Consider the following 17,458-nt stretch of genomic DNA (forward strand, 5'->3'; position numbering starts at 1 on the left):
ACGGGCAGATCCTTTTTAGCCAGCACATCGAAACCCCGGCCGCCGCCAACCGGGTGGCCGGCCCGCATAAGGCGAGCCGGATGCGGGCTTTTGACCCGCCCAAGATGACGGTTGTTTAACGCTTCATTAACGAAACAAATTAATTCGAGAATTGAATCGAAATTCAATGCGCCATGTCGACGTCATTTCAAGAAATGAACGATTGAATGGACATTTGTTCCCGGAAAATCGCATCGAGAAAGGACGTGAAATTTATTCAAAGCCACAGATATAGCGAGATACGCGCGGCAACAGCGAAATATTACTTATCTAAACTTAAATTCAACGCGGAAGACACCAAGGTCAAACGCCATAGTCCCGGCAACGCCGCAATGCCGGTCATCCGGTATCGACGCCAAGCTATGACAGGCTCGCGGCACACACGAATCCATTCTGGCAACGGGGGGCATGGGCATTTTCGATGGGTCAGGCTCCGATGGCTTCACCGGCCTCCAACGCGAAGCTGCGGCAACGGAGCTGCCAAAAACCGGCTTCGAATGATCCCGCAAGCGGGCGCTTAGGTCATCTCGGTCGGCACCCAATGGCAAGCATAGGCAATATCTATTTGCCCGCACGGCCGTATCGCTGAATCCTTGTGCCGTTGCCGGCGGCCGTCAGATCCGGATGCCACGGCGCTTCATCCCGTTGTTCGCCTCCGCCGTCGCGGCGGGCGAGGAGATCGCCATGCCCGGCACCGACAAGCTTCGCATCGATATCGAGCGCTTCTGGAGCACGATCGAACGCTCCGCCGAGATCGGCCCCGGCCGCCCCGGCGGCCTGTCGCGCCTCGCCCTCGGCGATGCGGACAAGCAGATGCGCGACCAGTTCGTCGCCTGGTGCCGCGAGGCGGGTCTCGCGATTCGCGTCGATGGCATGGGCAATATTTTCGCGCGCCGCGCCGGAACCGACGACACCCTCCCGCCCGTCGTAATGGGCAGCCATCTCGACACGCAGATCAATGGTGGCCGCTTCGACGGCATCGCCGGTGTTCTCGGCGGGCTGGAGGTCTGCCGGACGCTGGATGCGCTCGGCCACCGCACGCGCAGGCCGATGGAGATCGTCAACTGGACGAATGAGGAAGGCGCCCGCTTCTCGCCGCCGATGGTCGGCTCCGGCTGCTTCGTGGGCGCTTACGCATTGGACTGGGCGCAGGGGCGCCGCGACGATGACGGCAAGTCGATCGGCGAAGAGTTGGAGCGGATCGGCTATCGCGGCGAGATGGAGGCCCAGCCGCAGGCCTTCGATGCCTATTTCGAGTTCCATATCGAGCAAGGCTACTATCTCGACCGCGACGGCATGCAGGTCGGCGTCGTGACCGGCGGCTTCCCGAGCACCGGCATGCTGGTGGAATTCAAGGGCGAGACCGCCCATACCGGCCCCTGGCCGATGGAGCGGCGGCGCAATGCGCTTCTCGCCGGCGCACGCCTTCTGGTCGAGACGGACGAGATCGGCTGGGCCTATGCCGGCGGCGGCGGCAAGGCCACTGCGGCAAGGCTCGTCGCCTGGCCGAACAAGCCGGGCATCCTCTCCGACTGGGCGCAGGCCGTCTGCGACGTCCGCCATCCCGATCCGGAAACCTCCGAGGTCATGGCCGAGCGCGTCCGCCGCGCCGTCGGCGAGTCCGCCGCCCGCGCCGGCTGCACGGCCGAAATCCTCGATATCTGGAAATGGGGCGGCAGGATCTTCGCACAGGAGCTGATCGACAGCGTCCGCGAGACCTCTCTGGCGCTGGGCTACCGCACGCAGGACATCCTCAGCCAGGCTGGGCACGACGCCTATTTCGTCGCGCGCCATGCTCCGACGACGATGATCTTCGCGCCCTGCAAGGGTGGCATCACCCACAACAATGCCGAGCTCTGCACGCGCGAGGACCTCGAACCCGGCCTCAACGTGCTGCTCAATGCTGTGGTAGCGCGGGCGGATCGCTGAACGCGACCTCGGCCGTCTCCGCCGCCAGCTCCTCGTCCATCGCGGCGAGCTGCTGCTCGAACAGGCGCAGGAACGCTGCTTCCGCGGCACTGAGCTGCATGGCGGGGTTGGAAACGAAATAGAGATCGGCGCCCAGAAGATCCTCGGCTCTCGCGAGATTCCACAAAACGCGGTTCGCCAGAGCCTCCTCCACCGAGGCCAGCGGCAGAATGCCGATGCCCATGCCGGCGGCGATCATACGGGTGACCTCCTCGAGATTGGGGCTTGAGCCGACGACGCGGCTCCCGAGGCCGGCCCCCTCCCGCACGGAGACCATAGGCTCCAGCGCTCCGTCCTGCCCGCAGGCGAGCGCGACGAAGGGCTCATCGCGCAATTCCGCCAGCGTTACGTCGGAAAGCCCGAACAGCGGGTGGCCCCGGCCGCAGAGGATGCCGAATTCCTCGCGCAGCAGCGGGCGGCAATCGAGCCCGGCCAGCGGCTTGGCAAGCAGGCAGAAGCCGAAGGGGCTGAGCTTTTGCGACACGGCGCGAATGATGTCCTGGCTGTTGGCCACGTCGATGCGCAGGCTGACGCCCGGGTGCTTGCGGTTGAGCTGCGTCAGCGTCCGGTCGAGCGGCGACAGCACGACATGGGTCACGACCAGCAGCCGCACCAGCCCGGTCAGGTCGTCATGGTCTTCGGACAGCCGGTCGCCGATGCGCGCGACGCTGCGATAGATGTCGACACATTCCTTGTAGAGCAGTTCGCCACGCTTGGTCAGCACGAAGCGCCGGCTGTCGCGCTGGATCAGCTGTCCGCCGAGCGTCTCCTCCAGCCTCTGCAGGGCGGCGGAGACCGTCGGCTGGCGCACGAGCAGCCGGTCGGCGGCGCGCGTGAGGCTCCGTTCCTCGACGATCACGAGGAAGCTGTGCAGCAGATTCCAGTTCAGATGATGCAGTTTTGGCTTCTTGCCGCTCAAGCGCCTGTCTCCCTGGTCGCTCTCGGCATAGTGCAACTCTCTCGCCGCGGCGAGCTATTGGACCGCGTTTCGCCAACTCCGCAGAAGGGCGCGAGAACATCCTGTTCGATCCCTGGTTGATCGCGCTTCCCGGTACCGGGCTGTGCCTGCTCATCCTCGCCGTCAATCTGCTCGGGGACGGCGCCCGCGATGCGCTCGGCAGCAAATGATCGCCCGCGCCCGGAGCGAGGCCGCTCCTTCGGTCAGTGCCTGCCGGATGTCCGCGTCTCCGCATGGCGAGTTGCGCGTCCGGCGCGACCGACACCGGAGGCCTTCGGTCCAGCTTTGACCGCAGGTTTCTCCGTCGGCTTGCCGGAGCCTTTGGCGGCAACGAGCGCCGCATGGTCCCGCGCGGTCTGCGTGGCATAGGCCATGGCGAAGGAGGTCACTGCCTCGTCGAATATCTCGGACCCGCCCATGTAACCTGCGATGGCTGCCGCATCGCCGGAGCGGACATGCGCGCGCCAGCGTCCGGCCGCACAATTCGGCATAGGCCGTCAGCGCCTGACCCTCGACCATTTCGGCGATCGATCCCAGCCGGCGGTTCTTGAGCTGCCGGACATAGAACTGGCGCCCGCTGGCAGTGTCGTCCGCCCACCCCAGGAACACGTCGCTCGCCGCCTGCAGCATGCGCTGGCCCTCCACCACGCGCTGCCCCTGATGGGGCTGCGCCGGGCTCCGTCCCTTCGTCAGCCGGGTAAGCACGGATGCCTGAGCCTCCTTGACCTGCAGGAACATCGGCTCGTCATCCGCTGTCATGAACAATCCGACCACGCAGAACGTGCCGACGCTGCCGACGCCGACGACCTTGAAGGCGAGATCCCGCAGACCGTAGCGCGCAACCAGCACGCGGCGCTCCCGCGGCAAGGTTTCGCGGTAATGATGGAAGACCTTGTGGGCCTGCAGCGTTCGCATGCCGTCGCGGTCCTCGGGGAGATGGTAGATCAGGGGCGGCCGATCCTCGATGCGCCAGGAGCCGTCCGCCGGTGCTGCCAGATGGGGGAAGTTGTCGTCCTGCTGCGGGTTGCTCCGGGCTTTGGTGAGGAGGCTTTGCACGCGCCGGCGTAGCGCCGGATCGTCGATCCGCTCCAATTCCTGTCCGATTTCCGTGCGCGCCTGCCAGGCCTCGATCGGAGCGAGCTTGGCGAGCCTGCGCACCCGGCGGCGGTAGACCCCGGCCGTCGCGGCAACGGCGAGACGGGCGGCCTTCTTCGAAAATCCGGCGTCCAGCGCCGCTACGGCGACACTGGCGGCTAGGCGCTTGAGGTCAACGGAGAAATCGACGCCCGGCAGCGTTTCGTCGAAGTCGTTGATGTCGAAAAGGATATTCTCCTCCGGCGTGGCGAAGACGCCGAAATTCATGAGATGGCAGTCGCCACAGGCCTGCACGTCCAGACCGACCGATGGGAGATCCGCAAGATCCGCCGCCATCACGGCCGCGGCGCCGCGCAGAAAGGCGAACGGATTCTGCATCATCCGCTCATAGCGAATGGGCAGCAGATCCGGAATGCGGCTGCCATCGGTCTCCGCGAGAATCGAGACCGCCTCGCCACCGTCGCGAAGCGACCATTGCGCATGGCTCTCGCGCGGAACCTTACCGCGCAGGGCCTTGCCGGCGGCGTAGCGCTCGGCACGGGATAGGAGGAGCGTCTTCGTCGATTGATGTCGTGCCATCGGAGACCTCGATCGTAGCGGTCCGGCCCGCATGGCGTCCGCGTCAGCGGGCTCAGCCTTGCCGGCGATACCCCCGCGCCCCGGCATCCCGCGCATTCTGATATCCAGCGGAGATAGGTGCGGCGCCTCGCTCCGCTTCGTCAAATGACGCAACCGTGATTGCAAAATACTCGTCGCTCGCAAAATGTCCGATTCCGATTCTCACAAGTATCGAACCGGTGAGCAGTGCGTATTCGGAAATCCATTGCCAGAGACCGCTCAGGAGGCGCATAATTCGGGTTCTGACCCGAAGGCATGATGTCGGGAGGGCTCGGAATGAACGGCACCGAGGAAAGACGGACCGGGTGGAGCTGGTGGTACCTGCTCTTCATCGTGCAGTTCATCGCGGTCCTCTGGCCGCCCTTCTACAACCGGATCGAACCAACCTGGGCCGGCGTTCCGTTTTTCTATTGGTACCAGATGCTCTGGGTGCTGATCGGGGCCGTCCTCACAGCCATCGTCTACTTCGCGACCAAGGATTGACTCGCCTGACCAGACGTTGCGCCTGACCACGACGAGTTCCGACAGGAGCGTGTCATGCAGGACGTGAACTGGACCGCCACTGCGGTGTTCGTGGCATTGTTCGGCTTCATCACGTGGCTGGGCTTCGCCGCTGCCAACTGGCGCAAGGGAGATCTAGACCAACTCCACGAATGGGGCCTCGGCGGTCGCAGATTCGGAACCTGGATCACCTGGTTCCTGGTCGGCGGCGACCTCTACACCGCCTACACCTTAATCGCCGTACCGGCGCTGGCTTTCGGCGCCGGAGCGGTGGCCTTCTTCGCCGTGCCCTATACGATCGTGATCTACCCGATCCTGTTCCTCGTTTTTCCCAGGCTCTGGCGCGTCTGCCACAAGCACGGCTACATCACCGCCGCCGACTTCGTCCGCGGCCGCTTCGGCAATCGCTGGCTGGCACTGGCCGTGACCATTACGGGCATCGTCGCGACCATGCCCTATATCGCGCTGCAACTCGTCGGCATCCAGGTGGTGATCGGCGCGCTCGGCATTTCCGGCACCGGCTTTGCGGCGGACCTGCCGCTGATCATCGCCTTCCTGGTCCTGGCGGCCTTCACCTATTCGAGCGGCCTGCGCGCTCCGGCCTCGATCGCGATCGTCAAGGACATCCTGATCTATGTCACCGCCTTCACCGCGATCATCGTCATCCCGACGCAGCTCGGCGGCTTCGCCAAGATCTTTTCCGCCATGCCGGAGGCGAAGATCCTGCTCGAAACGCCTGGCCCCGGCACCACCGGCGCTTACGGCAATTACGCGACGCTCGCATTAGGATCGGCTCTTGCGCTGTTCCTCTACCCGCATTCCATGACCGCCATTCTCAGCGCCAGCAGTGGCAAGGCGGTGCGGCGCAACGCGGCCATGCTGCCGGCCTATTCCTTCCTGCTGGGTCTCCTGGCGCTGTTCGGCTTCTTCGCGATCGCCGCCGGCGTCCGCGCCATGCCCGAATACGCGGCGGGGTTCGCCGAGTTCGGCAATAATTTCGCAGTGCCGGCCCTGTTCCTGCACAGCTTCCCGCCCTGGTTCGTCGGCGTCGCCTTCGCAGCCATCGGCATCGGGGCCCTGGTTCCGGCAGCGATCATGTCGATCGCGGCCGCCAACCTCTATACCCGCAACATCCATCGGGAATTCATCAACCGGAACCCGACCGACCGGCAGGAAGCGCAAATGGCGAAATGGGTCTCGCTCATCGTCAAGCTGGGCGCGCTGATCTTCATTCTGTTCGTGCCGACCCAATACGCCATCCAGTTGCAGCTGCTCGGCGGCATCTGGATCATCCAGACGCTGCCGGCGGTGATGCTCGGCGTCTACACACGCTGGTTCGACGACTGGGCCCTCCTGATCGGCTGGATCGCCGGGATCGCCACGGGAACGCTCATGGCCTTCGCGGCCAATCTGACGCCGACTTTTCCGCTCAGCTTCGGCGGCTATGTCTTCCCGGGCTATACCGCCGTCTACACGCTGGCGCTCAACCTCATCACCGCAGTCGTGCTGACCCTGGTCATCCGGGCGTTGAAGGCTCATTCGGCGCCGCCCGACGAGACAATCGCGGCCGACTACTTCGCCTGACGATCGTGAAGCCGGACCGGAGCCCTTCGCGGGGTGACGACGCCAGCATCAGCCCGCCGCGGCCGCGATCCGGAAACGGCTGACGAAATCCTCGAGCGTGGCGCGGTCAGTGTCCGAGATCGCCCAATAGGAAAAAGCGCCGTCGGTCCAGCGGAGCAACGAAAAGCCGCCGGCGGAACGCTCGACCGCGACCGGCGCGGATACGGTTCCGCTTTCCTGCGGCGCGGCCACAAGTGTAATCAGATGCTCCCGGTGCCTGTAGACGAGAGCGGGCACCGTTCTGTTCCCGATCACTTCGACGCGGCCCCCGAGGAGCGAAAACCCTTCCTTCGCAAGATCCGGCGCAGCCGGCGACAAACCGATCCGGCCATCGAGCCATGGCTTGACCGTGTGCCGGTCCGACGAGGCGACGTCCACCGGGCTTGCGGCGAGCAGGCTGCGGCGATGGCTGCTGGCGACCGCCTCCGCAAACCTGTCAGGCGCGCGGCGTGTGATCGTCCATTGGGTCAGCCCGCTTGCCAGAACCGCTGTGACGAGCACCGACGCCGCCATCGCGCGCCAGCCGAACGAGCCGGAGCGGGGAGGTGCCGGCCGTGCCGCCAGCGCGGCGCCAGCGCCAAGCGCGGCGATGCGGGCCCGGAATTCCTCGCGGACCTCGGGCCGAGCCAGGCTGCGAATGGCGGCCTGCGCCGCGGCGATGCGGGCGTGCTCCGCCGCGAGAGCCGGATCTTCTGCCAGGCGCCGCTCCACGGCCAGGGCCGTGGCTGCATCGAGTTCGCCATCAACCAGAGCGTGAAGCAGCAGCCGAAGATCCGCAGGTTCCAGCGGCAATTCCATGGCTCCCTTCATCGGTTGCTCCCCAGTTCCGAGATCAGCAGCCGACGCGCGCGCGACAGGCGGGACATCACCGTGCCCAGAGGCACATGGAGCATCGCCGCAATCTCTCGATAGCTGAGGTCGTTGATGTCCCGCAGCACGACAACCTCGCGAAAGGGATGCGGCAGCAGCGTGACCGCCGCCTCCAGCGCCGCAGCGTCCGCCTTGGCGATCAAGGTCGCTTCCGGCGTATCGGCCCCTGTATCGGCGCAGGCCCCAAGGGCATCGAGATCGGCCAGATCGCCGACGGCGACGATGCGGCGCGGGTGGTTTCGCGCAAGCCAGGCATAGGACTCGTTGCGCACGATCGTCAGCAGCCAGGCTCGCGCATTGCCGCCCGCATAGCCTGTGAGCCCCTTATGCGCCTTCAGGCAGGCCTCCTGCACCACATCCTCGGCGTCATCGACATTGCCGGTCAGCCAGCGGGCGAGCGCCAGGGCGTCGGCGAGATGGGGCAGGACCACCTCGCCAAAGCGTTCCGCCGAGGCTTTGTCACTCAACACCGCGGCATCGTCCGGTTCTCCGGGTACGGCTCGCCCGAGCACTCCTAGGGTGTGACGGTGATGCTACCCTGCATATGCGGGTGAAGCGCACAGAAATAGGGATATTCGCCCGATTTCGTGAAAGTGAAGGCGTAGGAATCGCCTGTGTCGAGCGCCTTGGAACGAAACGAACCATCGTTCGCGACGACGAGATGGGGAATGTCGTCGTCGTTCTCGAAGGTCACGACCGTTCCGACCTTCACCGAGAGGGCCTTGGGCGCAAAGGTGAAGTTCTCGATCTTGACCTGTGAGGCTTCCGCGCCCCGGAGCGGGGTCTGCGCCATGGCGATGACGCCGAGGCCGACAAGCGCGAAGCAGGCGAGCTGTCGAGGAGCAAGGCCTGTGCGGATCATGGCAGTCGTCCTTTTGTGATGCGCCACGGGGCTCAGCTTCCGGCGAGCGTGCTGTCGATGATCGCGAGTTCCTCCTTGCCCCGCTTCACCGCGACATTGGTGATGCCGAGGAGATTGCGCAGTTGGCCCGGAGGCACAGTCATCGGCCCGGGCGATGGCGCGGTTCCGGGCGCCGGCTGCGGGAAGGCGGTCGAGAGGGCGGTGTGGAATGTAACGTTGCCCTCCACCTTCTGCATGATCTGGTGGATATGGCCGTTGAGCACGGTCACCGAGCCGAAGCGCTTGAGCAGGGCGAGGGCCTGCGCCGCATCGTCGGTGCCCCAGCCCCATTCCGGATAAACCGCCCAGAGCGGAATATGCGCGAAGACGACGACGGGCGTGGAGGCGCTGACGGCCTTCAGGTCGTCTGCCAGCCAGGCCAGTTGCTCAGCGCCGAGATTGCCGAGTCCTCCGGCCTTGAGGTTCACGACATTGACCAGGCCGACGAAATGCACGCCATTCTGGTCGAAGGAATACCAGCCGGCGCCCCTGGTGCCCTTGCCATAGCGGTCGAGATAGGCGCGGCCGGTCCCCTCGTCGATGACGTCATGCTCGCCGGGCACATAGTGCATGTCGAACCCCGAGCCGCCGATGATCTGCGCGGCGGTGTCGAACTGCGAAGCCGTGGACAGATGAGTGATGTCCCCGGTGTGGATCATGAAGGACGGCTTCTCGGGCAGTGCCCGCACCTTGCCGATCGCTTCCTTCAATGTGTCGACGGCATGCGGGTTGGCGGCCTTGTCGAAGCCGATATGGCTGTCCGAGATTTGCAGGAACGTGAAACCTGCGGACGCGCCTTCGGCCGCCTCGGCTTCGCCGAGCAGGCCGAGCGACACGGGCACACCGCCCGAAACCGTCCAAAGGATCCCAGTGCCCGCCCAGATCATGCATTCGAGGGCATGACGGCGGTCAGTCGGTTCGCCATTGCTGTCGTGGTCATGGGTCATGTCGGCCTCCTGCGATGCCGCCGATGGCGGATGCTGAGAAGACCGGACGAGAAGCCCGTTTATTCCCGCGCCCGCCGCGCCGGACGTTCACAGGGGCGTGATGGCATGCAGCCCGAGCGAACCGGCCGCCATCGCGCCACCACCCAAAAACCAATCATGCAGGAAACCGAAGGCCGCCCGCTCCATCGGACAGGTCAGGCGCAATCGCACCGATCGCTCTGCCTCAACCCTCTCGTTTTGAGAGGCAGGTTTTCAATCTGAATCGCTGCCGCACGACATCCGCCAACCCTAATCTCTTCCATCAGCGGATGGCGCGAGAGCATGACGCCTCGTGGATCAACGCGGGAGATATGAGAATGTCAGATACCATGGGAACAGCGGTGGTGACCGGCGCATCGAGCGGCATCGGGGCGGTCTATGCCGATCGGCTCGCCGAGCGCGGGTACGATCTCGTTCTGGTCGCGCGCAGCGCCGACAGGCTCGCCGACGTCGCCAAGCGGATCGGCGCCAGGACCGGCCGCAAGGTGGATGTCCTGCCCGCCGATCTGGCGGACGCTTCGGACCTCGCCCGCGTCGAGGCCTTCCTTCGCGAAACCCCCGACGTCACTCTCCTCGTCAACAATGCGGGTCTCGGCGGGGCGTTGACGCTGCTTGAATCCGACATCGACCAGATGACGTCGCTGATCGCGCTTAACGTCACCGCCCTCACCCGCCTGACCTATGCCGTGGTCCCGCAATTCGTCGCGCGCGGCGCGGGGGCGATCATCAACATCGCCTCGATCGTCGCCATCAACCCGGAGGTCCTGAACGGCGTCTATGGTGGCAGCAAGGCCTTCGTCCTCGCCTTCAGCCAGAACCTGCGGCACGAACTCGCGGGGACCGGCGTCACCATCCAGGTCGTGCTGCCGGGCGCCACCGCCACCGATTTCTGGGCGATCGCCGGGCGGCCGGTCGAGCATTTGCCGAGCGCGATCGTGATGCGCAGCGAAGACCTCGTCGATGCGGCGCTCGTCGGGCTCGATCGCGGCGAATTCGCCAGCATCCCCTCCCTTCAGGACGACCGTCTCTTCGATGCCTACGAAGCCGCCCGGCAGGCGATGCTCGGCAAGCTGTCGACAGCCGAACCTGCGCCTCGTTACCGGGCTGCGGCCTGACGCTTCTGCCCGCGACGAAGGGCCTCGATGTCATCGAGGCCCTTGCCTGCTGGCGAGGTGAGAGCAATGGCGAGGCTGCCTCATTCCGTTGCGTAGAAGTCGTCCTCCCTCGCGTTCAGCATCGCCGCGAGCGTCCGCAGACCGCTATCGAGCTGATCCATCGCCGGTGCCGCCAGCGCCAGCCTGACGGCATTCGGCGCGTGGCCGGGCGTGACCGCGAAAGTGGTCGAGGGGGTCAGCGCGATGTCGCGCCGGGCTGCGGCGACGACGAAACTCTGCGAGCGCCAATGTGGCGGCAGTGTCAGCCACAGATGATAGCATTTCTCGTTGGCTTGGATCGCGAAGTCCGAGAGACGCTCGGCCGCCAGTTTTTGACGCGCCCGCGCATCGCTGCGCTTCAGCCTGACAAGCTCGGCGGCCGTGCCATCGGACATCATCCGTTGCGTGGCCGCAAATGCGAAGCCCGATGCCGTCCAGCCGCCCGAGCGCACGGCGGCGATCACGCTCTCCCGTAGACGTGGCGGCGGCACGACGAAGCCCAGCGTCAGGCCCGGCGCGACCTTCTTCGACAGGCTGTCGAGGACGATGCAGGATTCCGGCGCGAGCGCCGCGAGCGGCGGCTCGTCGTCGAGGAAGCCGTAGACATGGTCCTCGATGACCGTGAGGCCGAGCTTTTCGACGACACGCAGGAGATCGGCGCGACGCAATGCGCTCATCGTCATGCCCAGCGGGTTCTGGACCGCCGGCTGGATGTAGATGGCCGAGAGATGGGCCTCGCGATGTGCCTTCTCCACGGCATCGGGCCGGACGCCGCCATCGTCCATGGCCAGCGGCACCAGCGAAATGCCGAGTCGGGCGGCGGCTCCCTTGATGAACGGGTAGGTCAGCGCCTCCACGCCGCAGCGTCCGCCTGTCGGCACGGTCGCGGCGAGCGCGGCGGCAATGGCCTGGCGCCCATTGCCGGTGAAGACGAATTCTTCGGCGGATGGGGCCCAGCCGGCCTGCGAGAGATAGCTCGCTGCGATTCTCCGAGCCGCCGGGCTTCCGATGCTGGTGCCCTGCTTCAGGGCGGCATCGAGAGCTGCCGGCTGGTCGAGGCCGGTCAGGCTTTTCGCGATGAGCGCGGTCTGGTCGGAAAGCAGCGGATAGTTGAATTCGAGATCGATCCGGATGCCGCGCGGCTCGCCCGGCGCAGTCACGCCGCGCCTGGCCTCGCCCGAGATGAACGTCCCTCTGCCGACTTCGCCGACCACGAGCCCGCGGCGCAGCAGCTCGCCATAGACCCGACTCGCTGTCGAGACCGCGATGTTGCGGTCATAGGCGAAGCTGCGCTGCGGCGGCAGGCGATCGCCCGGCCTGAGCCGCCCTTCCGCGATTTCCGCGGCGATCGTGTCGGCAAGCTTCACATAATCCAGTCTCGACATTATTGCACCGAGAGCAATGTTTCGATTGCTCCGACTATATCATCGGATCATTCTCTCCGCATCAACAGATTGCACCGGGAAGCGGCGTTGATCTCGCCGATCGATGTGCGGGCGGCCCGATCCGGGCGCCTGGGCGCGCGGGGCCGCTTTGCCCGGAGCAATGAGCAGGAGATTGGACATGGCTATGCTCATTTCCGCGATCGCCCGGCCTGACGTGACCGACGGCCCAGGCCGCGCTTTCCGGCTGTTCGAGGTCTGCCGCCGCGGCATCGCAGGCTATTTCGCCCGTCGCGAGGCCCTCGCGCGGCTTCGTGAGTTCAGCGACTCCGAGCTGCTCGACATCGGCCTCACCCGCGGCCAGATCGAGCCTGCGATCCACGGACTCGACATCTCCATTCCCGATTGGCCGCGGAGGTGACGATGCCCTTCCTCATGTCCCGGAATGTGTGCGTCGGCGCTCGCCGACGCGCGACCGATGCGGAGGCTGCGACATGGAACTGACGCTCGCCACCATCCTGGTCGCCTTTGCCGGCGTTTTCCTGATCAGCTTCATGAGAGGCGCCTTCGGTGGCGGCTTCGCCATCGTCGGCATTCCGCTCCTGTCGACGGTGATGGATCCGGTCACCGCAGGCGGCCTGCTTGCGCCCCTGTTCATCGCGATGGACCTTTACGCGTTGCGGTACTGGAAGCCCTCGACCTGGTCGAGGCCGGATCTCAGGCTGCTCCTGCCGGGACTCGTGACCGGCGTCGGATTCGGCTATCTGCTGTTCCGCGCCCTCGATCATCGGGCCATCGCGATCATGATGGCCGTGATCACGCTGGTCTTCGTCGGGCTTTGGCTCCTGCGGGGCGCAGAAGTCACGCACCAGCCTCGCTCCACGCCCAAGGCGATCGCCGCCGGCCTCACCTCCGGCGTCACCACGATGGTGGCGCATTCGGGCGGTCCGCCTTTGGCGATGTATCTGCTGCCTCTCGGCCTGACCAAGGAGATCTATGCTGGCACGACGAGTTTGTTCTTCACTGTCGGGAACGCCACCAAGCTGGTGCCGTGGCTGCTGCTGGTGCAGCCGGCGGCCGGCACCTGGATGCTGATGGCGATCTGTCTGTTCGCCATCCCCGCGGGCGTGTGGTCGGGCTGGCGGCTGCATGACGCATTGGATCAGCGCCAGGTCTACCGCGCCTGTTATGCTCTGCTGGCCGTGACGGCCTTGAAGCTCTTGTGGGACGGCGTCTCCGGCTACCTCGCCTGAGCGGGCGCCTCATCCATTTTCCGGCGCGGCGGCCCGCAAGGTGCGTCGCGCTGGTGATTGCCCGTATGCTGACGCAAGCTGCCTGCCGGGTGCGGGGCCGGCAGCGCTGCGGCCTTTGGACGGGCGACATGGCAAGGGAGGGCGCGACGTGAAGCAGTTCTATCTCGACGATCTCGAACCCGGACAGACCTTCGTCAGCGCTTCCCATGCGCTCGACGAGGAGCAGATCAAGGCCTTCGCTAGGGCGTTCGATCCCCAGCCCTTCCATCTCGACGGGCAGGCCGCCGAGAAGACGCTGTTCGGCGGCCTCGCGGCCAGCGGCTGGCACACCGCCGCGATCACCATGCGGCTGAATGTCGAGTCGGGCCTGCCGCTCGCCAATGGCATCATCGGCGCCGGCGGGGAGATCCAATGGCCGGCTCCGACGCGGCCGGGCGACATCCTCCATGTCGAAAGCGAGGTGAAAAACGTCGTCCCCTCCCGTTCGCGCCCCGATCGCGGCATCGCCACCATCGTCAGCAGGACGCTCAACCAGCGCGGCGAGGTTCTGCAGATCCTCACCGCCCGACTGGTTGTGTATCGCAGGCCGGCGGGCTGAACAGCCGCTTTCGCCGGCCCGCCGCAGGGCGGTCAATGCGCGCCCCCGCCTCCGCCGCCGAGATCGACCTTCCGCGTGAAAAGCAGCGCGACGGCCGCCAGCGCGAGCACCACGCCGATCACCGCGAAGGTGTCGCTGAAGCCGAGAATGAGCGCCTGGCGGTGCACGCTCGCGCCGATCGCGGCAATCGCCTTCTGCTTAGCGAGCGCGATATCGCTCACGCCATGCGCCACGAAATACTGCGTCAGATGGTCGATCCTGTCGCGCACCTCCTCGCGATAGAGCGTGACGGACTGGCCGATGATGTTGGAGTGAAACTGCTCGCGCTTGCTGAGCACGGTTCCCAGCGTCGCCGTGCCGACCGCGCCGCCGAGATTGCGCAGCATGTTCGAGAGGCCTGACGCCGCGGCCGCCTCGCCGGGCGCGATGCCCGCGGTGGTGATGAGCGTGATCGGCGTCAGCACCAGCGCCTGACCGACGGCGCGCACGATATTGGGCACGAAAAACTGATCGCCGGCACTGTCGAGCGACAGGGTGACGTTCATGAAGCAGCTTGCAGCAAAGATGCTGATACCGACGAAGCCGACCTGGCGCGCGCCGAACCGCTTCATCAGGAGCGGGACGAGCGGGATGATGAGCAGTTGCGGCAGGCCGGTCCAGGCCAGCACGAGGCCGATCTGCTGGGCATTGTAGCGCTGCACCTGGCCGAGATACTGCGGCAGGATGTAGACGGTGCCGAAGAGCGCGACGCCGACCAGCACATTGACCAAAACGCCGATGCCGAAATTGCGCTGCTTCAGGAGGCGAAGCTGCACCAGGGGCTTCGCGACGGTCAGTTCGATGACGATGAAGGCGGCCAGGAAGATCGCCGCGATGACCGCTAGCTTGACGATGAAGGGGGACTGGAACCAATCGTCCTTATTGCCTTCCTCGAGCACGGTCTGCAGCGCCGAGAGACCGATCGCCATGGTAACGATGCCCACCCAATCGCCCTCGCGGAGCAAAGCGAGCTGCATCGGCTTCTTCTCCAGCGTGAAGAAGAGCGCGACGGCCATGGCGATGCTGGGCGGCGCATTGACGAAGAATATCGACTGCCAGCCATAGTTCTCGGTCAGGTTGCCGCCGATGGTCGGGCCGATCGCGGGCGCGAAGGTGACCGACAGCGCGAAGAGCGCGAGCCCGAAAGGCTGCTGCGGCTTGGGCAGCTTGGTCAGCACCATGGTGAAGGCCATCGGGATCAGCACGCCGCCCGCAAAACCCTGCAGGCCGCGCAGCACGATCATCGTGCCGAGATCATGGGCGAAGGCGCAGGCTGCCGAAAAGATCGGGAACAGGATGGCGTTGGCCAGGATGTAGCGGCGGAACGAAAAGACGCGGCTCAGATAGTCGGTGAGCGGGATCACCACGATCTCGCCGATGAGATAGGAGGTCGAGATCCAGGCGCCGTTATCGACGCCGGTACCGATGCCCCCTTCGATGTCGAGAAGCGAGGCATTGGTGATCTGGATGTTGAGGATCGCCATGAAGGCGCCGATCATGCCGGCGCCCACCGCGATCCAGGCGGCGGAGCTGGCCTTCTCGGGCGGGGCTGCTGCCGTAGCGGTATCGTGAGTGGCGGGTGAAATCGTCGGTGTCAGGGTAGACATCATTCCCTCCTGCCGTGTCCCGGCTGGGAAGACGGGCGTCTGGACGCACTCACTCGATGCTCATTGAAGCCGTTGCCGCCTTGGTTGCCGCGGACCTCGTGTCGATCGTCGGATAGACAGACATGCCCGTTCGCAGCACGACCGGCAGCGCTCCTGCGTGGTCGAGCACGATCTTCACGGGGATGCGCTGCACCACCTTCGTGAAATTGCCGGTGGCGTTGTCGGGCGGCAGCAGCGCAAATTCCTGGCCGCTGGCGGGCGAGAGGCTGTCGACATGGCCCTGGAAGACCCGGCCGGGGAAAGTGTCGATTGCGATCGTCACCTTCTGTCCGGCCTGGACCCCGGCGAGTTGCGTCTCCTTGTAATTGGCCACGATATAGGCGGCCTCCGTCGGCACGACGGCCATGAGCTGCGTCCCTGCCTGGACATATTGGCCGACGCGCAAGGTGCGGTTGCCGACGACGCCGTCGACCGGCGCGACGAGCGCCGTGTAGGACAGGTTCAGCTCCGCCTGATCCTGCGCGGCCCTGGCGCTGGCGAGTGCCGCCTGTGCCTGGGCGAGCTCGGCCTTGATCACGTCGAGCTGGGTGGTCGCGCTGGCGAGGGCTGCCATGTCGCGCGTCACCGCCGCACGGGCCACGCCGATGCGCGAAGTCGCGAGCTGCGTGTTCTGGATGCTGCCGTAGCCGGTCTTCGCCAATTGGGCGTAGCGCTGGTCGTCCTGCTCGGCGAAGGTCTGGGTGGCCTTGTCGGCTTCCAGCGTCGCCTTCGCGGCGTCGATTGCGGAGAACTGGGCGGTGAGCGCGGCGTGCTTGTTGGCGATGTTGGCTTGTGCGGCCTCGACCTGCGCGCTGGCCTGAGCCAGGCTGACCTTGAAGTCGCGGTCGTCGATGCGGGCGAGGAGTTGCCCGGCCCGCACCGCCTCGTTGTCGCGTACCAGCACGGCCGCGACATAGCCGGAGATCTTCGGTGCGATCGTCGTGCTGTCGGCCTTCACATAGGCATCGTCAGTGGAGACCTCGAAGCGTCCCGTCGTCCAGTAGCGCCAGCCGAAATCGACCGCGCCCGCCAGGGCGGCGAGCGCGACGCCCGCGAACAGCAGCGGCCGCAGCCGGCGCTTGCGGGCCGGCTGCGGTGTCTCGTCCGGTGCGGTGTGCGCCGGGGGAACCGGCTCCTGCGGCATCTTCATGCCGGGCGCGGCTTCGCCCGCGGGAAGCGGCCTCTCGATTGCGAAAACCGTCTGGTGCTGGCTCATGGCCCGGCCCTTTCAGATTGGCGAATGCGGAAAATCGGGTCGTGGCCCTCTTCCGCCCCTGACGCGTCGGAGGCGGAATTCGTCGGGGGCCGCGAACCCTGGCTTGGCCTACGCAGCGACCGCGAGCGCGACGCTCGCGTCGATTCCGTTGCGGGTCATCTTCGAATACGGGCAGGTCGCATGGGCGCGGTCGACGAGCTGCTGTGCCACGTCCTCGGCAAGGCCGGGGATGGTGACGTTCAACCGGGCAGCCAGGAAGTAGCCCTCTGCGTCGTCGAGCGAGAGCTTCACCTCGGCATCGACCGCGGTCTCGGGCGGAAGCCTGACGCCCAGCTCCCTGGCTGCATGCCCGAGCGCGCCTTCAAAGCAGGCGGACCAGCCGGCCGCGAAGAGCTGCTCGGGATTGGTGCCGGGCCGGTTGGAGCCGGGCACCGACAGCTTGACGTCGAGCTGGCCGTCCGAGCTCTTGGCCCAGCCCTCGCGGCCTCCGACGGTGTGGACATGGGCGGCGAAGAGAGTCTTGGCAGACATGTTGAAGTCTCCTGTTCCGGTATTCGGGGGTGCCCGATACCTAGTGGAGACCTCGGTTCGCCTGCAGACGGTCAAATCGA

At 65.8% G+C, this 17,458-nt stretch carries 18 protein-coding genes; 7 read left to right on the forward strand and 11 right to left on the reverse strand.

Going from position 1 to position 17,458, the window contains the following annotated elements:
• Positions 1-723 precede the first annotated feature (723 nt).
• On the forward strand, positions 724-1,968 hold the full coding sequence (locus AC1DE3_RS12920) for a Zn-dependent hydrolase (RefSeq protein ID WP_476779666.1): 1,245 nt from the start codon (positions 724-726) through the stop codon (positions 1,966-1,968).
• On the opposite strand, the gene AC1DE3_RS12925 is transcribed toward AC1DE3_RS12920, so the two are convergent.
• Both AC1DE3_RS12925 and AC1DE3_RS12930 read right to left on the reverse strand, forming a co-directional pair.
• Positions 1,937-2,926, reverse strand: a complete 990-nt coding sequence (locus AC1DE3_RS12925) for a LysR family transcriptional regulator (protein WP_476779474.1) — start codon at positions 2,924-2,926, stop codon at positions 1,937-1,939. The two genes, AC1DE3_RS12920 and AC1DE3_RS12925, sit on opposite strands and share 32 nt — an antisense overlap.
• 162 nt (positions 2,927-3,088) lie before the next feature.
• Positions 3,089-4,639 (reverse strand): DUF2252 domain-containing protein, encoded by a 1,551-nt coding sequence (locus tag AC1DE3_RS12930; RefSeq protein WP_476852428.1) that lies wholly within the window; start codon positions 4,637-4,639, stop codon positions 3,089-3,091.
• Between the two features lie 315 nt (positions 4,640-4,954).
• Between AC1DE3_RS12930 and AC1DE3_RS12935 the strand changes: the two genes are divergently transcribed.
• Together AC1DE3_RS12935 and mctP are read left to right on the forward strand one after the other, a co-directional pair.
• Positions 4,955-5,161 carry a DUF3311 domain-containing protein gene (locus AC1DE3_RS12935; protein ID WP_441511755.1) on the forward strand — a complete coding sequence of 69 codons (207 nt, stop codon included), beginning with the start codon at positions 4,955-4,957 and terminating at the stop codon, positions 5,159-5,161.
• A 54-nt stretch (positions 5,162-5,215) separates the two neighbouring features.
• Entirely contained in the window at positions 5,216-6,763 is a 1,548-nt protein-coding gene (gene mctP / locus AC1DE3_RS12940; RefSeq protein WP_476852429.1) for a monocarboxylate uptake permease MctP, read from the forward strand.
• Positions 6,764-6,811: 48 nt separating this feature from the next.
• On the opposite strand, the gene AC1DE3_RS12945 is transcribed toward mctP, so the two are convergent.
• From AC1DE3_RS12945 to AC1DE3_RS12965, 5 genes are all read right to left on the reverse strand, one after another.
• A complete protein-coding gene (locus tag AC1DE3_RS12945) occupies positions 6,812-7,612 on the reverse strand; it encodes an anti-sigma factor family protein (RefSeq protein ID WP_476779477.1) in 801 nt (266 codons plus the stop codon).
• Entirely contained in the window at positions 7,609-8,139 is a 531-nt protein-coding gene (locus AC1DE3_RS12950; RefSeq protein WP_476779667.1) for a sigma-70 family RNA polymerase sigma factor, read from the reverse strand. Before AC1DE3_RS12950 ends, AC1DE3_RS12945 begins: the two co-directional genes overlap by 4 nt.
• A gap of 47 nt (positions 8,140-8,186) precedes the next feature.
• Entirely contained in the window at positions 8,187-8,534 is a 348-nt protein-coding gene (locus AC1DE3_RS12955) for a cupredoxin domain-containing protein (RefSeq protein WP_441511752.1), read from the reverse strand.
• Positions 8,535-8,566: 32 nt separating this feature from the next.
• Positions 8,567-9,520, reverse strand: a complete 954-nt coding sequence (locus tag AC1DE3_RS12960; RefSeq protein ID WP_476779478.1) for a metallophosphoesterase family protein — start codon at positions 9,518-9,520, stop codon at positions 8,567-8,569.
• A gap of 87 nt (positions 9,521-9,607) precedes the next feature.
• Positions 9,608-9,730, reverse strand: a complete 123-nt coding sequence (locus AC1DE3_RS12965; RefSeq protein ID WP_476779479.1) for a hypothetical protein — start codon at positions 9,728-9,730, stop codon at positions 9,608-9,610.
• A 146-nt stretch (positions 9,731-9,876) separates the two neighbouring features.
• Between AC1DE3_RS12965 and AC1DE3_RS12970 the strand changes: the two genes are divergently transcribed.
• The gene (locus AC1DE3_RS12970) at positions 9,877-10,674 is read left to right on the forward strand and encodes an SDR family NAD(P)-dependent oxidoreductase (RefSeq protein ID WP_476852430.1); all 798 of its coding nucleotides are present in this window, start codon (positions 9,877-9,879) and stop codon (positions 10,672-10,674) included.
• Between the two features lie 80 nt (positions 10,675-10,754).
• On the opposite strand, the gene AC1DE3_RS12975 is transcribed toward AC1DE3_RS12970, so the two are convergent.
• Entirely contained in the window at positions 10,755-12,098 is a 1,344-nt protein-coding gene (locus AC1DE3_RS12975) for an aminotransferase-like domain-containing protein (protein WP_476779481.1), read from the reverse strand.
• A 178-nt stretch (positions 12,099-12,276) separates the two neighbouring features.
• On the opposite strand from AC1DE3_RS12975, the gene AC1DE3_RS12980 reads away from it, so the two are divergent.
• From AC1DE3_RS12980 to AC1DE3_RS12990, 3 genes are all read left to right on the forward strand, one after another.
• A complete protein-coding gene (locus AC1DE3_RS12980) occupies positions 12,277-12,516 on the forward strand; it encodes a YjiS-like domain-containing protein (protein WP_476779482.1) in 240 nt (79 codons plus the stop codon).
• A 73-nt stretch (positions 12,517-12,589) separates the two neighbouring features.
• On the forward strand, positions 12,590-13,348 hold the full coding sequence (locus AC1DE3_RS12985) for a sulfite exporter TauE/SafE family protein (protein WP_476779483.1): 759 nt from the start codon (positions 12,590-12,592) through the stop codon (positions 13,346-13,348).
• Positions 13,349-13,496: 148 nt separating this feature from the next.
• Positions 13,497-13,946, forward strand: a complete 450-nt coding sequence (locus tag AC1DE3_RS12990; protein WP_476779484.1) for a MaoC family dehydratase — start codon at positions 13,497-13,499, stop codon at positions 13,944-13,946.
• Between the two features lie 32 nt (positions 13,947-13,978).
• Here AC1DE3_RS12990 and AC1DE3_RS12995 read toward each other — a convergent pair whose 3' ends face one another.
• The 3 genes from AC1DE3_RS12995 to AC1DE3_RS13005 form a co-directional block, all read right to left on the reverse strand.
• Positions 13,979-15,592 (reverse strand): DHA2 family efflux MFS transporter permease subunit, encoded by a 1,614-nt coding sequence (locus AC1DE3_RS12995; protein ID WP_476852431.1) that lies wholly within the window; start codon positions 15,590-15,592, stop codon positions 13,979-13,981.
• Between the two features lie 49 nt (positions 15,593-15,641).
• Positions 15,642-16,847, reverse strand: a complete 1,206-nt coding sequence (locus AC1DE3_RS13000) for an HlyD family secretion protein (RefSeq protein ID WP_476779486.1) — start codon at positions 16,845-16,847, stop codon at positions 15,642-15,644.
• Positions 16,848-16,955: 108 nt separating this feature from the next.
• Positions 16,956-17,378 (reverse strand): organic hydroperoxide resistance protein, encoded by a 423-nt coding sequence (locus AC1DE3_RS13005; protein ID WP_441511743.1) that lies wholly within the window; start codon positions 17,376-17,378, stop codon positions 16,956-16,958.
• Between the last annotated feature and the right edge of the window lie 80 nt (positions 17,379-17,458).

It is taken from the genome of Allobosea sp. 10L417 (genome assembly GCF_056395485.1).

What these genes read in the sequence shown, in the direction of transcription:
- AC1DE3_RS12995 (WP_476852431.1), bottom strand. Translation starts at nt 15,592, where the DNA reads ATGTCTACCCTGACACCGACGATTTCACCCGCCACTCACGATACCGCT.
- AC1DE3_RS12985 (WP_476779483.1), top strand. Translation starts at nt 12,590, where the DNA reads ATGGAACTGACGCTCGCCACCATCCTGGTCGCCTTTGCCGGCGTTTTC.
- AC1DE3_RS12945 (WP_476779477.1), bottom strand. Translation starts at nt 7,612, where the DNA reads ATGAAGGGAGCCATGGAATTGCCGCTGGAACCTGCGGATCTTCGGCTG.
- AC1DE3_RS12935 (WP_441511755.1), top strand. Translation starts at nt 4,955, where the DNA reads ATGAACGGCACCGAGGAAAGACGGACCGGGTGGAGCTGGTGGTACCTG.
- AC1DE3_RS13005 (WP_441511743.1), bottom strand. Translation starts at nt 17,378, where the DNA reads ATGTCTGCCAAGACTCTCTTCGCCGCCCATGTCCACACCGTCGGAGGC.
- AC1DE3_RS12930 (WP_476852428.1), bottom strand. Translation starts at nt 4,639, where the DNA reads ATGGCACGACATCAATCGACGAAGACGCTCCTCCTATCCCGTGCCGAG.
- AC1DE3_RS12980 (WP_476779482.1), top strand. Translation starts at nt 12,277, where the DNA reads ATGGCTATGCTCATTTCCGCGATCGCCCGGCCTGACGTGACCGACGGC.
- AC1DE3_RS12960 (WP_476779478.1), bottom strand. Translation starts at nt 9,520, where the DNA reads ATGACCCATGACCACGACAGCAATGGCGAACCGACTGACCGCCGTCAT.
- AC1DE3_RS12970 (WP_476852430.1), top strand. Translation starts at nt 9,877, where the DNA reads ATGTCAGATACCATGGGAACAGCGGTGGTGACCGGCGCATCGAGCGGC.
- AC1DE3_RS13000 (WP_476779486.1), bottom strand. Translation starts at nt 16,847, where the DNA reads ATGAGCCAGCACCAGACGGTTTTCGCAATCGAGAGGCCGCTTCCCGCG.
- AC1DE3_RS12955 (WP_441511752.1), bottom strand. Translation starts at nt 8,534, where the DNA reads ATGATCCGCACAGGCCTTGCTCCTCGACAGCTCGCCTGCTTCGCGCTT.
- AC1DE3_RS12975 (WP_476779481.1), bottom strand. Translation starts at nt 12,098, where the DNA reads ATGTCGAGACTGGATTATGTGAAGCTTGCCGACACGATCGCCGCGGAA.
- AC1DE3_RS12920 (WP_476779666.1), top strand. Translation starts at nt 724, where the DNA reads ATGCCCGGCACCGACAAGCTTCGCATCGATATCGAGCGCTTCTGGAGC.
- mctP (WP_476852429.1), top strand. Translation starts at nt 5,216, where the DNA reads ATGCAGGACGTGAACTGGACCGCCACTGCGGTGTTCGTGGCATTGTTC.